The sequence below is a fragment of the Novosphingobium sp. GW835-FHT14H07 genome (genome assembly GCF_058793515.1).
In genome coordinates this window covers 80,426-94,154 of record NZ_JBXAFX010000003.1, presented here as the reverse complement: position 1 = coordinate 94,154, position 13,729 = coordinate 80,426, and the positions used below count along the sequence as shown (strand labels likewise).

At 65.8% G+C, this 13,729-nt stretch carries 15 protein-coding genes; 14 read left to right on the top strand and 1 reads right to left on the bottom strand.

Translation table 11 applies throughout. The annotated features are described in order from the left end of the window. Positions 1-3: 3 nt before the first annotated feature. From AC1Q5P_RS04040 to AC1Q5P_RS03975, 14 genes are read left to right on the top strand one after another with little or no spacing between them, the layout of a single operon-like run. Entirely contained in the window at positions 4-759 is a 756-nt protein-coding gene (locus tag AC1Q5P_RS04040) for an enoyl-CoA hydratase family protein (RefSeq protein ID WP_039334517.1), read from the top strand. Beyond that, on the top strand, positions 759-1,904 hold the full coding sequence (locus AC1Q5P_RS04035) for an acyl-CoA dehydrogenase (protein ID WP_193828667.1): 1,146 nt from the start codon (positions 759-761) through the stop codon (positions 1,902-1,904). The genes AC1Q5P_RS04040 and AC1Q5P_RS04035 overlap by 1 nt, the downstream gene beginning before the upstream one ends. A 14-nt stretch (positions 1,905-1,918) precedes the next feature. Further along, positions 1,919-2,950 (top strand): acyl-CoA dehydrogenase family protein, encoded by a 1,032-nt coding sequence (locus AC1Q5P_RS04030; protein ID WP_492518194.1) that lies wholly within the window; start codon positions 1,919-1,921, stop codon positions 2,948-2,950. After that, a complete protein-coding gene (locus AC1Q5P_RS04025) occupies positions 2,943-4,094 on the top strand; it encodes an acetyl-CoA C-acetyltransferase (RefSeq protein ID WP_193828668.1) in 1,152 nt (383 codons plus the stop codon). Before AC1Q5P_RS04030 ends, AC1Q5P_RS04025 begins: the two co-directional genes overlap by 8 nt. 2 nt (positions 4,095-4,096) lie before the next feature. Next, a complete protein-coding gene (locus tag AC1Q5P_RS04020) occupies positions 4,097-4,537 on the top strand; it encodes a nuclear transport factor 2 family protein (protein ID WP_492518193.1) in 441 nt (146 codons plus the stop codon). A gap of 21 nt (positions 4,538-4,558) precedes the next feature. Continuing rightward, the gene (locus tag AC1Q5P_RS04015) at positions 4,559-5,476 is read left to right on the top strand and encodes an SDR family oxidoreductase (RefSeq protein ID WP_492518192.1); all 918 of its coding nucleotides are present in this window, start codon (positions 4,559-4,561) and stop codon (positions 5,474-5,476) included. Positions 5,477-5,526: 50 nt separating this feature from the next. After that, on the top strand, positions 5,527-6,582 hold the full coding sequence (locus tag AC1Q5P_RS04010; RefSeq protein WP_492518191.1) for an acyl-CoA dehydrogenase family protein: 1,056 nt from the start codon (positions 5,527-5,529) through the stop codon (positions 6,580-6,582). After that, the gene (locus AC1Q5P_RS04005; RefSeq protein WP_492518190.1) at positions 6,579-7,757 is read left to right on the top strand and encodes an acyl-CoA dehydrogenase family protein; all 1,179 of its coding nucleotides are present in this window, start codon (positions 6,579-6,581) and stop codon (positions 7,755-7,757) included. Before AC1Q5P_RS04010 ends, AC1Q5P_RS04005 begins: the two co-directional genes overlap by 4 nt. Beyond that, positions 7,754-8,539: an SDR family oxidoreductase gene (locus tag AC1Q5P_RS04000; RefSeq protein WP_052242381.1), complete on the top strand. Its 786-nt coding sequence runs from the start codon at positions 7,754-7,756 to the stop codon at positions 8,537-8,539. The genes AC1Q5P_RS04005 and AC1Q5P_RS04000 overlap by 4 nt, the downstream gene beginning before the upstream one ends. Positions 8,540-8,541: 2 nt before the next feature. Then, on the top strand, positions 8,542-9,009 hold the full coding sequence (locus AC1Q5P_RS03995) for a MaoC family dehydratase (protein WP_369820991.1): 468 nt from the start codon (positions 8,542-8,544) through the stop codon (positions 9,007-9,009). Beyond that, the gene (locus AC1Q5P_RS03990; RefSeq protein WP_039334531.1) at positions 9,006-9,383 is read left to right on the top strand and encodes a steroid Delta-isomerase; all 378 of its coding nucleotides are present in this window, start codon (positions 9,006-9,008) and stop codon (positions 9,381-9,383) included. The genes AC1Q5P_RS03995 and AC1Q5P_RS03990 overlap by 4 nt, the downstream gene beginning before the upstream one ends. Positions 9,384-9,395: 12 nt before the next feature. Continuing rightward, positions 9,396-10,598: a thiolase family protein gene (locus tag AC1Q5P_RS03985; protein ID WP_062343303.1), complete on the top strand. Its 1,203-nt coding sequence runs from the start codon at positions 9,396-9,398 to the stop codon at positions 10,596-10,598. Between the two features lie 6 nt (positions 10,599-10,604). Continuing rightward, positions 10,605-12,128, top strand: coding sequence for a FadD3 family acyl-CoA ligase (locus AC1Q5P_RS03980; protein ID WP_492518189.1), 1,524 nt, complete (start codon positions 10,605-10,607; stop codon positions 12,126-12,128). A 29-nt stretch (positions 12,129-12,157) separates the two neighbouring features. Beyond that, on the top strand, positions 12,158-12,925 hold the full coding sequence (locus AC1Q5P_RS03975; RefSeq protein ID WP_492518188.1) for an SDR family NAD(P)-dependent oxidoreductase: 768 nt from the start codon (positions 12,158-12,160) through the stop codon (positions 12,923-12,925). A gap of 116 nt (positions 12,926-13,041) precedes the next feature. On the opposite strand, the gene AC1Q5P_RS03970 is transcribed toward AC1Q5P_RS03975, so the two are convergent. Then, entirely contained in the window at positions 13,042-13,713 is a 672-nt protein-coding gene (locus tag AC1Q5P_RS03970) for a TetR/AcrR family transcriptional regulator (protein WP_492518187.1), read from the bottom strand. Positions 13,714-13,729 lie beyond the last annotated feature (16 nt).

The window sequence follows — 13,729 nt, the reverse complement described above, 5'->3', positions numbered from 1 at the left end:
CCCATGCCGATCACGCTTACCGTCAAGGACCGCATCGCCGAGATCGTGTTCGACGTGCCGCCGGTCAACGCGTTCGACAGCGAGACGTGGATGTCGCTGCCGGCCATCGTCAAGAAGGCGGCGGCAGACCCTGAGGCGAACGTGGTGCTGATCCGCGCGGCGGAGGATTCGCGGGGGTTCTGTGGGGGCGTCGATATCAAGGAGATGCAGGCCCACCCGGAACGCATCACCGTGCTCAATCGCGGCAACTTCCTGACGTTCAAGGCGATCCACGAGGCGGAGATTCCTGTCGTGGTCGCGGCGCACAAGTTCGTGATCGGCGGCGGCATCGGCATCTGCGGCGCGAGCGACGTGATCATCGCGGCGGACGATGCGTTCTTCTCGCTGCCGGAAGTCGATCGCGGCGCGATGGGCGGGGCGAGCCACATGTCGCGCATGCTGCCGCTGCACAAGGTGCGCGCGGCGTTCTTTACCGGCGGCAACATTCCGGCGCAGGAAGCCTATCGCCTGGGTGCGGTGGAGAAGGTGGTGCCGCGTGCCGATCTGGTGGCAGAGGCCCACGCCTTCTGCAGCGTGATCGCATCGAAGAGCCGCAAGGCGCTGGTCATCGCCAAGGAAGCTCTGAACGGTCTCGAAGCGCGCGATGTCGATCGCGGATACCGCTGGGAGCAGGGCTTCACGCTGGAAATGTACATGCACGAAGACAGCCAGCGCGCGCGGGATGCCTTCGTCGAGACCGGCAAGGCGGCGAAGTTCTGATGAACCTGACGTACACTCCAGAACAGCAGGCATTTCGCGCAGAGGTTCGCGCGTGGCTGGAAGCGCATGTGCCCAAGCATCCGCTCGAGCATTACGACGCGACGCGCGAGGGTTTCGAGGCGCACCGGCAATGGGAAGCGACGCTGAAGAGCGGCGACTGGGGCATGGTGACCTGGCCCAAGGAATACGGCGGGCGCGGGCTCGACCTGATCCAGTGGCTGATCTTCGAGGAAGAGTATTACCGTGCCGGAGCGCCGGGCCGCGTCAACCAGAACGGCATTTTCCTGCTCGGCCCGACGCTGATGGAATTCGGCACGCACGAACAGAAGCAGCGTTTCCTGCCGCCGATGGCGAGCGGCGAGGAAATCTGGGCGCAGGCCTGGTCCGAACCGCAGGCGGGGTCCGACCTTGCCGGAGTGCGGGCGACCGCCGTTCGTGAGGGCGACGAATACGTGCTCAACGGCCACAAGATCTGGTCGAGCCGCGCCGCCTTTGCCGACTGGGCCTTCGGCCTGTTCCGCGAGCCGGGCAGCGAGCGGCACAAGGGGATGAGCCTGATCTTCTTCCGGCTGGATCAGGAAGGCGTCACCCGCAACCCGATCCGCAAGATCAACGGGCATGTGGGCTTTGCCGAGATCTTCCTCGACAACGTGCGCGTGCCTGCGTTCAACCGCCTGGGCGACGAGGGGCAGGGCTGGCACATCTGCATGGCGACCGCCGGGTTCGAGCGCGGGTTGATGCTGCGTAGCCCGGCGCGCTTCCAGGAAGCTGCTGCTGCGCTGGCGGCGCTGTGGCAGAGCCGCAAGGACAGCTGCGATCCAGCGCTGGAGGCGGACGTGGTGCGCGCGCACATGAATGCGGAGGCCTATGCGCTCAACATCTACCAGACCGCATCGCGGCTGATGGCGGGCGCGAAGATCGGGCCGGAGGCTTCGACCAACAAGATCTTCTGGTCGGAGATGGACATCCACCTTCACGAGACCGCGCTGGCTATCCTCGGGGCCGAGGCCGAGCTGCTGCCGCCTGCTGGTGAGCACGAATGGCTCGACGACTACATCTTCTCGCTGGCCGGGCCGATCTATGCCGGGTCGAACGAGATCCAGCGCAACATCATTGCCGAGCGCATGCTCGGCCTGCCGCGCTGAGGAGGGACGGGCACATGGACTTCACCCTCAACGACGAACAGCTGATGTTTGCCGAGACGGCACGGACGCTTCTGGGCGATACCTGCACGCCGGATCATTGGCACAAGATGATGGAACAGGGCGTGGCCTTCGATGCCGCGCGCTGGGCGCAGATCGTCGAGAACGGCTTTACCCTGCTGCTCCTGCCCGAAGCGGCGGGCGGCATGGGGCTGACCGAACTGGACCTTGCCCTTATCGCCATCGAGGCGGGCTATGTGGCGCTGCCCGAACCGCTGGCCGAGAGCGCGGGCGTGGGCGCGCCTTTGCTGGCCAGCCTTGCGCCCGATCATCCGGTCCTGGCCGATCCGGCGGCGATCATCGCGGTGGCTCCGGCGATCAATCCCGTCGTCGCCAATGCCGACATTGCTGCGGCGATCCTGATCGAGAAGGATGGGCGGGCCTATCTGGTGACGCCGGATCAGGTGACGCTGACGCCAGCCGAGACCATCGATCCGTTCCGCCGCCTGTTCCGCATCGAATGGGATGAGAGCAGCGCCGAGGATCTCGGCCCTGCCGACTGGACGCTGGCGCTGGACCGCGCGTCGCTGTTCGCGGCGGCGCAGGGGCTGGGGCTGGCGCAGCGGGCGGTCGATCTGGCGGTCGCCTATGCCAAGGATCGCATGCAGTTTGGCAAGCCGATCGGATCGTACCAAGCGGTGAAGCACCATCTTGCCAGCGCGCAGACCGCGATCGAATTCGCGCGGCCGGTCGTGCTCGCTGCTGCGGCCGAGATCGGCCACGCTGACATTCATTCGCGGGCGCGGGTGTCCGAGGCGAAGGTCGTCGCACTGGAAGCGGCCGAGAAGGCCGCGCGAGCTTCGATCCAGGTCCATGGCGCGATGGGCTATTCCTGGGAAGTGGACGTGCACCTGTTCCTCAAGCGCGCGCTGGCGCTGAAGGCGGCGTGGGGCACGCCCGCCTTCCATCGCAGCCGCATTGCCACGCGCATCTTCACCCAGCCGCTCGGCGCCGACCAGACCTTTGCACGCGAGACAGAACATGCCTGAAGCCTTTATCGTCGATGCCGTGCGCGCGCCTGTCGGGCGCAAGAAGGGCAGCCTTGCCCACCTCCACCCGGCCGACCTTGCCGCGCATCCCATCCGCGAACTGATGGCGCGGCACGACTTCGACCCGGCGCTGGTCGAGGACGTGGTGTGGGGCTGCACCGAAACGATCGGCGGGCAGGCGGGCGACATTGGCCGCACGGCGTGGCTGGTCGCCGGTCTTGCCGAGGACGTGCCGGGCGTGACCATCGATCGCCAGTGTGGCTCTGCCCAGCAGGCGGTCCACTTCGCCGCACAGGGCGTGATGAGCGGCACGCAGGACATTGTCGTGGCCGGTGGCAGCCAGGCGATGAACCGCATTCCGATCATGGCGGCGATGACCGCTGGCGCTGCCTATGGCTTCGAAAGTCCGTTCATCGGCGCCAGGGGCTGGGACGCGCGCTATGGCGACGAGGAAGTGAACCAGATCCGCTCGGCCGAGATGATCGCCGAGAAGTGGAACATCAGCCGCGAGGAAATGGACGCTTTCGCCTATGAGAGCCACCGCCGTGCGCAGCATGCGACCGAGCAGGGCTGGTTCAGGAACGAGATCGTGCCGCTGGAGGGGCTGGACCGCGACGAGACGATCCGTCCTGGCACGACGCTGGAAGGCCTCGCCTTGCTCAATCCGGTGCGCGAGGGCGGGCGGATCACAGCGGGCAATGCCAGCCAGAATTCCGATTGTGCGGCTGCGCTGCTGATCGTCAGCGAGCGGGCGCTGAAGGAGCACAACCTCAAGCCGCGCGCGCGCATTCACCACATGTCGGTGCGGGCCGACAATCCGGTGTGGATGCTGACGGGGCCAATACCGGCGACGCGCTATGCCATGCACAAATCGGGCATGAAGCTTTCCGACATCGACCTGTTCGAATGCAACGAGGCTTTCGCTTCGGTGCCGATGGCGTGGATGAAGGAACTCGATATCCCGCATGAGAAGGTCAACGTGGCGGGTGGCGCGATTGCGCTGGGCCATCCGATCGGATCGACAGGCGCCAAGCTGATGACGACGCTGCTCAACTCGCTCGAGCGCACCGGTGGCCGCTATGGCCTGCAGACGATGTGCGAAGGCGGCGGGCAGGCCAACGTCACGATCATCGAGCGGCTCTGACCATGCACGCCGCCACCGCCATCACCAACCTGATCTACCGCTACGCGGAACTGATGGACGCTGGGCAGCTCGATGAGGTTGCCGCGATGTTCGATCATGCGCGCGTCACCTTGGACGGCGGGCGTGTGGTGGAAGGTGGGGCTGCGATGCTGGAGCAGTGGCGCGCCTTCGTGCGCATCCATCCTTGCGGCACGCCGCGCACGCGGCACGTGATCACCAACCCGATCCTCGAGATTGACGAGGCGGCGGGCACGGCGAGCTGCCGTTCGGTCTACACCGTGTTCCAGCAGACCCCGGAACTGCCGCTGCAGGCAATCGCATCGGGGCGCTATCACGATACGTTTGAATGCGTTGGCGGAACCTGGCGCTTCGCCACGCGCGACTATTCAATGCTCGATTACATCGGCGACCTTTCGCAGCACCTGCTGCTTCCGGTCGGCTGAAGAACTTCACAGGAGATACAAGTGGGCATCTGCGGCGGTATCTGTAATGGGCGCACTGTCATCATCACCGGCGCCGCGCGCGGGCTGGGCCGCGCCTATGCGCTGGCCTTTGCCGCCGAGGGCGCGAACGTGGTGGTCAACGACATCGGCACGTCGCTGGGCGGCGAGGGTCGCGATACCAGCGCTGCCGATGGCGTGGTGGCCGAGATCGTGGCGGCGGGCGGCAAGGCCGTGGCCAACTACGAGGACATCACCGACTGGGATGCGGCAGGACGGATCGTGCAGGCCGCGCTCGATGCGTTCGGTGACCTGCATGTGGTGGTAAACAATGCCGGCATCGTGCGCGATCGCATGTTCGTTTCGGCAACGCTGGAAGAGTGGGACGCGACGATGCACGTCCACCTGCGCGGCCACTTCTGCCTTGCGCGCCACGCCGTGAACTACTGGCGCGCCAAGCAGAAGGACGGGCGCGATCCCGATGCGCGGATCATCAATACCTCGAGCGGCGCCGGGCTGCAGGGCTCGATCGCGCAGGCGGCCTATTCGACAGCCAAGGGCGGCATCGCCTCGCTGACGCTGGTGCAGGCGGCAGAGCTGGGGCGCTATGGCATCACTGCCAATGCACTGGCCCCATCTGCGCGCACCCGCATGACCGAGCAGGCTTTTGCCGAGAAGATGGCGACCGAGGGCCAGGCCTTCGACGTGATGGACCCCGCCAATGTCGCGCCGACGGTCGTGTGGCTCGGCAGCAGCGCAAGCCGCGATGTGACCGGGTGCGTCTTCGAACTCGAAGGTGGCAAGATCATGCTGGAGGACGGCTGGCGCGAGGGTCCGGTGGTGGACAAGTGCGCCCGGTGGGAGCCTGCTGAAGTTGGCGATGCCGTGGCGAAGCTGATCGCAGCGCGCGTGCCGCCGCGGAAAGTGTGGGGTGCGGCCTAAAGGCCGCGGGGTATGGGGCACGGCCTGAAGGCCCGGACGGAGTAGAGACGATGGAATTTGCCTTCACCGACGAACAGGCGATGATCGCCGAGACCGTGCGCGGCTTCTTTGCCGAGAACGCGACGAGCGAGCGCACGCGAAAGGCCATGGCGGCCGACGGGATCGACCGCGAGCTGTGGTCGTCGTTCGCGACCGAGCTTGGCCTTGCCGGGATCGGCCTGCCTGAGGAACATGGCGGCGCAGGCCTCGGCATGGTTGAGATGGCGCTGGTGGCCGAGGCTGCGGGGGCGCAGGTGGCGGCGCTGCCGCTGCTGGGCCACGTGATGATCGGGCAGGCCATTGCGCGTGGGGGTTCCGAGGCGCAGAAGGCGGAATGGTTGCCGCGCCTTGCTGCGGGCGAGTTGATCGCGACGGCGGCGTGGGCTCCGCAGCTGAGCGTTGCCGAGGGGCGCATTTCGGGCACGTTCCCGTTCCTGCCACATGGCGCTTCGGCTGATCTGCTGCTGGTCCATTCGGGCAGCGATGCGTGGATCGTCGACCTCAAGGGCGCTGGTGTGAGTGTGCAGGCGCACGTCACGATGGACCAGACCCGGCCTTTTGCCACGGCGACCCTCGATGGCGCGCAGGGCGAGCAGCTTGCTGATGGCGATGCGGCAATTGCCGGGGCGCTTGCCGCCGGGTGGATCTGCCTTGCGGCCGAGGCGCTGGGCGGAGCGCAGGCGACCCTGGATCGGACCGTGGCCTATTCCAAGGAGCGGGTGCAGTTCGGGCGGCAGATTGGCTCGTTCCAGGCCTACAAGCACCGTCTTGCCGACATGATGATCGAGATCGAGCAGGCGCGCTCGGCGGTCTACTGGGCGGCCTGTGCGGTGGATGAGGGTTCGGACGAGGCGCAGGTTGCGCTGCATTCGGCCAAGGCGTTCTGCGCCGACACCTTCTTCATGTGCGCCGGCAACATGATCCAGCTGCACGGCGGCATCGGCTTTACCTGGGAACATGACGCGCACTTGTTCTTCAAGCGCGCCCGTTCGATCCAGACGCTGCTTGGCGATGGCCAGTGGCATCGCGAGCAGGTCGCCTCGGCAGTTCTCGGGGCGGCTGCATGAAGCTCGGCTTCTCCCCCGCCGACGAGGCCTTCCGCGCCGAGTGCGCGGCGTGGCTGCAGGCGGAAATGACCGGGGAATTCGCCGACATTCGCGGCATTCCCAACCTGTGCGACGCAATCCCGCGCCGCAAGGAATGGGAGCAGCGGCTGGGGGAGACGGGGTGGAGCTGCATCGGCTGGCCCAAGGAGTGGGGCGGGCGCGATGCGACCATCGCCCAGCAGGTGATCTTCGCCGAGGAATATGCGCGGGCTGGCGCCCCCAATCGGATCAACCACATCGGCGTGGAACTGGCCGGGCCGACGATCCTTGCCTTCGGGTCCGAGGAGCAGAAGGCGAGGTACCTGCCCGAAATCGCGGCAGGTCGGCAGATCTGGTGCCAGGGCTATTCGGAGCCGAATGCCGGTTCCGACCTTGCCAACGTGAAGACCAAGGCGCGGTTGGAAGATGGTGAGTGGGTGGTCAACGGCCAGAAGGTCTGGACAAGCCTCGCGCATTATTCGGACATGATCTTCGTCGTCGCGCGTAGCGAAGAAGGCTCGGCGGGCCCCAAGGGGCTGTCGTTCCTGTTGATGGACATGGACCAGCCAGGCATCGAGGTGCGCCCGATCCGTCAGATCAACGGCGAGGCCGAGTTCAACGAGACTTTCCTCACCGACGCGCGCTGTGCCGCCGATGCCATGCTGGGCGCAGCGGGCGAGGGGTGGAAGGTGGCGATGGCGCTGCTGGCGTTCGAGCGCGGGGTTTCGACGCTGGGCCAGCAGATGCAGTTCAGGAACGAACTCGACGCCGTGATCGATGCGGCCAAGGCCAACGGAAAGGCTGCCGATCCGGTGATCCGCCAGAAGATTGCCCGGGCGGAAATCGGCCTTCGCCTGATGCGCTATGGCGCACTGCGGATGCTTTCGGGCACGGACCTTGCCGCCATCGACGGCGCGGCGCTGACCTACAAGATCCAGTGGGCGACGTGGCGGCGCAATCTTGGCGAGCTGGGCATGGAAGTGCTCGGACAGGCCGGGGAAGTTGCTTCCGGTGACCACTATTCCTGGCCGACGCTGCCCAACCTGTTTCTCTTCAGCCGCTCCGACACGATCTACGGCGGCACCAACCAGATCCAGCGCAACCTGATCGCCGAGCGCGGTCTGGGGCTACCGCGCGAACCGAGAGGTCAAGCATGAGCGTTCCCGTTCCTCCCTATCCGACGCCCATGGGCATGCTGAAGGGCAAGACGGTGGTCGTCACCGCCGCTGCCGGGACCGGCATCGGCTTTGCGGTGGCGAAGCGGGCCGCAGAAGAGGGCGCGCGTCTGCTGATCAGCGACTTTCACGAGCGTCGTCTGGGCGAAGCGGCCGATCGCATTGCCGCCGAAGTGGGGTGCGAACGCCCGTTCACGCAGGTGTGTGACGTGACCAGCGAGGCGCAGGTTCAGGATCTGCGCGATGCCTCGCTGGAGGCGTTGGGATCGGTCGACGTGCTGATCAACAACGCCGGCCTTGGCGGCGAAGTGGACGTGGTCGACATGACCGACGAACAGTGGAGCCGCGTTCTTGACGTGACGCTGACCAGCCTGTTCCGCATGACGCGGGCGTTCCTGCCTTCGATGTATGCGGCGAAGAGCGGAGTGATGGTCAACAACGCCTCGGTGCTGGGCTGGCGCGCGCAGCGGGGCCAAGCGCACTATGCCGCGGCGAAAGCGGGCGTGATGGCCTTCACCCGCTGTGCCGCACTGGAAGCGGCGGATCACGGCGTGCGCATCAATGCGGTGGCGCCGAGCCTGGCGATGCATCCGTTCCTTGCCAAGGTGACGACAGAAGAGCGCCTTGCCGAGCTGGTCAAGACCGAGGCCTACGGGCGCCCCGCCGAGGTGTGGGAAGTGGCCAATGTCATGCTGTTCCTGGCCTCGGACCTTTCCTCCTACATGACCGGCGAGATCGTCCCGGTCTCGAGCCAGAGGGCCTGATCGTGGCGGTGGTGTTCGAGAAACCGGCCGACCTGCTTGGCAAGGAAGGCACGCAACTGCCGCCGACCGAGTGGCTTCTGGTCGATCAGGAGCGGGTCAACGGGTTTGCCGATGTCACGGGCGATCACCAGTGGATCCACGTCGATGTCGAGCGTGCCAAGGACGGACCGTTCGGCGGGACGATCGTGCATGGCTACCTGACGATGAGCCTCGTCAATTACTTCCTCCCCCAGCTGATCGAGGTTCGCGGGTTTGCCCATGCGGTGAACGTCGGCGCGGACCGCTTGCGCTTCCTCTCGCCGGTGAAGGTTGGCAGCCGCATCCGGGGTGCAGGCGAAATCGTCTCGGTCGAGGAGGTCAAGGGCGCGATCCAGTCAGTCGTGCGCGTCACCGTCGAGATCGAGGGGCAGGACAGGCCAGCCTGCGTGCTCGATACAATCAGCCGCTATTTTCCGGAGCAAGTGCGATGACCGATCCCAAGGTGATGGAAGCCGCCGTTCACGAATATGTTGCCGCGTTCGATGCAGGCGCGCCCGAACGGGTTGCCGCGTTGTTTGCGGAAGATGCCACGGTCGAAGACCCGGTGGGGACCGAACCCAAGGTCGGGCAGGCGGCGATCCTCGAATTCTATACGGCCTCGATGCAGACAGGCGCGAAGCTCAGGCTTGAAGGGCCGGTGCGCGTGTGCGGGCCTTATGCGGCGTTCGCGTTCTCGGTCCTGCTCAACCTTGGCGGCAAGGACATGCGCGTCGATGTGATCGACACCTTCAAGTTCAACGACGACGGCAAGGTCGTCGAGATGCGGGCCTATTTTGGGCCGACCAACATGCACGGATTTTCCTGAGAGGACGCAAACATGCGTGAAGCCGCCATCGTTTCGACCGCCCGCACCGGCGTGGGCAAGGCCTATCGTGGGGCCTTCAACGATACCGAAGCTCCGGTGCTGTCGAGCCACGTGGTCAATGCCGCGATTGCGCGGGCCGGGATCGATCCGGCACGGGTGGACGACGTCTACCTCGGGGTCGGCAACCACTGGAACACGCAGAGCTACAACCTCGGGCGGCTAACCGTCCACGGTTCGGTCCTGCCCGACACGACAGCGGGCTTCACGCTCGACCGCAAGTGCTCGTCCGGCCTCAACGCCATCGCGCTCGCAGCGCGTGGCATCATGTGCAACGAGATCGACGTTGCCGTGGCGGGCGGCATGGAGAGCATTTCGCTGACCATCAACAAGCATGCGCCGCAGTTTCGCAACCGTTCGGAATTCATCAAGGCTGCGGACCCGCATGCCTACATGGTGATGATCGAAACCGCCGAGATCGTCGCGGAGCGCTATGGTGTGACCCGCGAGGAGCAGGACCGCTTTGCCGCCCTTTCACAGCAGCGCGCCTCGGCTGCGCAGGAAGCCGGCAAGTTCGATGACGAGATCGTGCCGATCACCGTGACCAAGGCGTTGTTCGACAAGGAGGGCAACGAGACCGGCAAGGAGGAGGTGACGCTTGGCCGTGACGAAGGCGTGCGCGCGGGCACGACTTACGAAGCGCTGGCAGGCCTGAAGCCGGTGTTCAAGAACGGACAGGTCATCGCCGAGGGCAAGCACGTGACGGCAGGCAATGCCAGCCAGCTGTCCGATGGCGCCTCGGCGCAGGTGCTGATGGACCTCGATACCGCAAAGGCCGAAGGGCGTCCGGTGCTGGGGATCTATCGCGGCTTCCAGGTGGCGGGCTGCGGGGCAGAGGAAATGGGCATCGGGCCGGTCTTTGCGATCCCCAAGCTGCTGGACCGCGCAGGGCTGAAGATCGAGGACATCGGGCTGTTCGAGATCAACGAGGCCTTCGCGAGCCAAGCTGTCTATTGCCAGAAGAAGCTGGAGATCGATCCCGACAAGCTCAATGTCAACGGCGGCGGCATTGCCATCGGCCATCCGTTCGGCATGACCGGATCAAGGCTGGTTGGCCATGCCCTGATCGAGGGCAAGCGGCGGGGCGTGAAGTACGTCGTCGTCTCGATGTGCGTGGCGGGCGGCATGGGTGCGGCCGGCCTGTTCGAAGTGGCCTGACGCGCGATGCTCGATCCCCTGCCGCCAACGATACCCCACGCCGCTCAGGCTGCGGCAAGAACCTGGCCAGATGCGCCGGCGGTGCTTGAGAACGGCGAGGTGTGGAGCTTTGCCGAGCTGTGGCAGCGCAGCAGGGCGGCGGCTTCGGCACTGCTGGGGCGGGGCATAGGCGCAGGGGACCGGGTAGCCATCTGGGCTCCCAATTCGCGCGAATGGATCGTGGCGGCGATTGCGGTGATGAGCTGCGGCGCGGCGGTGGTCACGCTCAATACCCGGCTGAAGGGCCGCGAGGCGGGAGACATTCTGCGCCGCACGAATGCGAAGCTGCTGTTCACGGTCGAGGGCTTTCTCGGCATCGACTACCGCGCCCTGATCGCGGACGAGGACCTGCCTGCGCTGGAAGGCACGTTGCTGCTCAAGCACGATCTGGTGCAAGGGGGCAAGGGGGCGGACGACCCGGCCGTGGACGGGGCGCTGGTGGGTATCGACGCCGATACTGTCTCGGACATCCTGTTCACCAGCGGGACGACCGGCAGCCCCAAGGGCGTGCTGATGACTTACGGCCGGGTCCTGCCGCAGGCTGCGGTGTGGTGCCAGAATACCGGCCTGCGCGAGGGCGATCGCTATCTCATTGCCAATCCGTTCTTCCATTCCTTCGGCATGAAGGTGGGCTGGGTTGCGTGCATCCTCTCGGGGGCGGTGGCTGTGCCGATGCCGCAGTTCGACGTGGGCCAGGCAATCGAGCTGATCGAGCGCGAACGCATCACTTTCATGCCGGGGCCGCCGACCATCTTCCAGATGCTGCTGGCAGAGTTGGACAAGCGCAAATGGGACTGCTCATCGTTGCGGGGCGGCACCACCGGCGCGGCAAGCGTGCCGCCCGCGCTGGTCGAACGCATCCGCGAGGACCTTGGCATGGTGGATCTGATCACCGCCTATGGCATGACCGAGTGTGTGAACATCACGACCTGCGTTCCGGGAGACGACGCTGAAACTATTGCCCGCACCTGCGGCAAGGCTTTTCCGGGCAACGAAGTTCGCATCGCCGACGCGCAAGGCAACGAAGTGCCGCGCGGGCAGACCGGCGAGGTGCAGGTGCGCGGGCAGGGCGTCATGCTTGGCTATCTCGACAACGCACAAGCCACGGCCGAGACCATCGACGCCGATGGCTGGCTGCACACAGGCGACGTCGGCACGATGGACGAGCGCGGCTATGTGCGCATCACCGACCGGATGAAGGACCTGTACATCTCGGGCGGGTTCAACGTCTATCCCGCCGAAGTCGAGAAGCTGCTGGCGGAGCATCCGGCGATCGGCATGGCCGCCGTCGTCGGCGTGCCGGACGAGCGCCTGGGCGAAGTGGGCCGCGCTTTCGTGGTGCTTCGTCCCGGTGCAACCGCAAGCGAGGCCGAGCTGATCGCGTGGTCGCGCGAGAACATGGCCAATTACAAGGTGCCGCGCAGCTTCGTGCTCGTGGAGGATCTCCCGCGCAATGCCGCGGGCAAGGTGCTGAAGACAGAACTTCGCTGATCAAGGCGAGGGCTATTTCGGAGAGAGTAATGCAGCGATTTGTCGGCAAGGTTGCCCTCGTCACCGGAGCAGGATCCGGCATCGGCCGCGCCGCGGCGATCCGCTTTGCGCAGGAAGGCGCGAGGGTGTTCTGCGCTGACCTCAACCTTGCGGCGGCGCAGGCCGTCGTGGCCGAGATCGGTCAGCGCGCAAGCGCCGTGAAGGTCGACGTGGCCGACTATGCCAGCAACCAGGAGATGGTGGCGCAAGTTCTGGCCGTAGCCGGAAAGCTGGATTTCGCCTTCCTCAATGCCGGGCTCTATGGCGCCGCCGAAGGCCTCGACACGGTTGACGAGGCGCTGTTCGACAAGCTGGTCGCGGTCAATCTCAAGGGCGCGTTCAACGGGATCAAGGCGGTGCAGCCAGTGATCGGGCAGGGCGGCGCGGTCGTGGTCACGGCTTCGGCGGCAGGCGTTGTCGGCCATCCGGCGAACCCGGCCTACAGTGCTGCCAAGCATGGCGTGGTCGGGCTTGTGAAGTCCTGCGTCGATGCCTTCGCGGCGCGCGGCTGCCGGATCAATGCGCTGTGCCCGGGCGGAGTGGAGACCCCCCTGATCGGCGCGCCGGATGTCGAGATCGTTGATGGGCAGGAGCTGCCGCGCGTGCCCTTGCGCAGCATGGGACAGGCGCAGCATGTTGCCGAAGTGGCGTTGTGGCTGTGCAGCCCGGCCTCGGGCTTCATCACGGGTCAAGCGCAAGTGCTTGACGCGGGACTGCTTTCGACCTTCGCGCCGGTGATGCTGCCTATCGGGCCGTGAGATAGACCGGCACGCAGGCCATTACGCCGCCTGTTGAGCGGCACGAACCATGGGCTGCCGGTCGAGCGATAGGTCTTGCGGAAGCCATCATTCAGCTGATCTTCGAAGATCCTGCCTTACGTGTCTGAAGCGAGGGAGGCGAAGTAATCGGCAATGATCCTGTCCGGCATGCCGATGCCACGCAGGCAGAACCACGTCGCCTGCCTGACAAGATTATCCCCCGCGACTCCGTAAGGCCTTGCCGCCAAAGGCAATCCCCCGATTGCGGCCATCATCGTCCCGACATGTTCGACGAACATGGCAGCGGCGGGCACGTCGAGAGGCTCGCCCTCAAGTCCACCCTCGGCCCGGGCAGAGGCATAGGCCGCGTCCATGGCAGCCCCGTTGCGCCGCTGCGAGCGGCGATAGATCAGGCTGGCGTAGGAGCCATCGCCTGCGAGGCTGGCCAAGGTCATGCGATGCGTATCATGACGGGCAGGATCATCTGCATCGGTCGCGCAGGCGGAGATGAAAGTGTGGATCGCACTGGCGAGGCCCCGCGCACCTTCGCCATGCACGCCCTGTTCGCGCCAGCGCTCGTCCTGCTCGAGAAATACCTGGCGCAGGACCGCGCGGTAGAGGGCGAGCTTGCTGGGGAAATGACGGAACACCAGCGCCTCTGAGACCTTCGCCTCGCGCGCGATCTGCAGGGTCTTGGCTCCGTCATAGCCGTGCTGTGAAAAGACCCGCCGTGCGGCGGCAACGATCTGGCCTCGGCGCTGCACGCCCGGTATTCGGGTCCTTGTCATGATCACTCACTTACTT

Excerpts from the sequence above, each read along its gene's own strand:
- AC1Q5P_RS04035 (WP_193828667.1), top strand. The coding sequence starts at position 759 with ATGAACCTGACGTACACTCCAGAACAGCAGGCATTTCGCGCAGAGGTT.
- AC1Q5P_RS04010 (WP_492518191.1), top strand. The coding sequence starts at position 5,527 with ATGGAATTTGCCTTCACCGACGAACAGGCGATGATCGCCGAGACCGTG.
- AC1Q5P_RS03975 (WP_492518188.1), top strand. The coding sequence starts at position 12,158 with ATGCAGCGATTTGTCGGCAAGGTTGCCCTCGTCACCGGAGCAGGATCC.
- AC1Q5P_RS03980 (WP_492518189.1), top strand. The coding sequence starts at position 10,605 with ATGCTCGATCCCCTGCCGCCAACGATACCCCACGCCGCTCAGGCTGCG.
- AC1Q5P_RS04020 (WP_492518193.1), top strand. The coding sequence starts at position 4,097 with ATGCACGCCGCCACCGCCATCACCAACCTGATCTACCGCTACGCGGAA.
- AC1Q5P_RS04005 (WP_492518190.1), top strand. The coding sequence starts at position 6,579 with ATGAAGCTCGGCTTCTCCCCCGCCGACGAGGCCTTCCGCGCCGAGTGC.
- AC1Q5P_RS03990 (WP_039334531.1), top strand. The coding sequence starts at position 9,006 with ATGACCGATCCCAAGGTGATGGAAGCCGCCGTTCACGAATATGTTGCC.
- AC1Q5P_RS04030 (WP_492518194.1), top strand. The coding sequence starts at position 1,919 with ATGGACTTCACCCTCAACGACGAACAGCTGATGTTTGCCGAGACGGCA.
- AC1Q5P_RS03970 (WP_492518187.1), bottom strand. The coding sequence starts at position 13,713 with ATGACAAGGACCCGAATACCGGGCGTGCAGCGCCGAGGCCAGATCGTT.
- AC1Q5P_RS04000 (WP_052242381.1), top strand. The coding sequence starts at position 7,754 with ATGAGCGTTCCCGTTCCTCCCTATCCGACGCCCATGGGCATGCTGAAG.
- AC1Q5P_RS03985 (WP_062343303.1), top strand. The coding sequence starts at position 9,396 with ATGCGTGAAGCCGCCATCGTTTCGACCGCCCGCACCGGCGTGGGCAAG.
- AC1Q5P_RS04040 (WP_039334517.1), top strand. The coding sequence starts at position 4 with ATGCCGATCACGCTTACCGTCAAGGACCGCATCGCCGAGATCGTGTTC.
- AC1Q5P_RS04025 (WP_193828668.1), top strand. The coding sequence starts at position 2,943 with ATGCCTGAAGCCTTTATCGTCGATGCCGTGCGCGCGCCTGTCGGGCGC.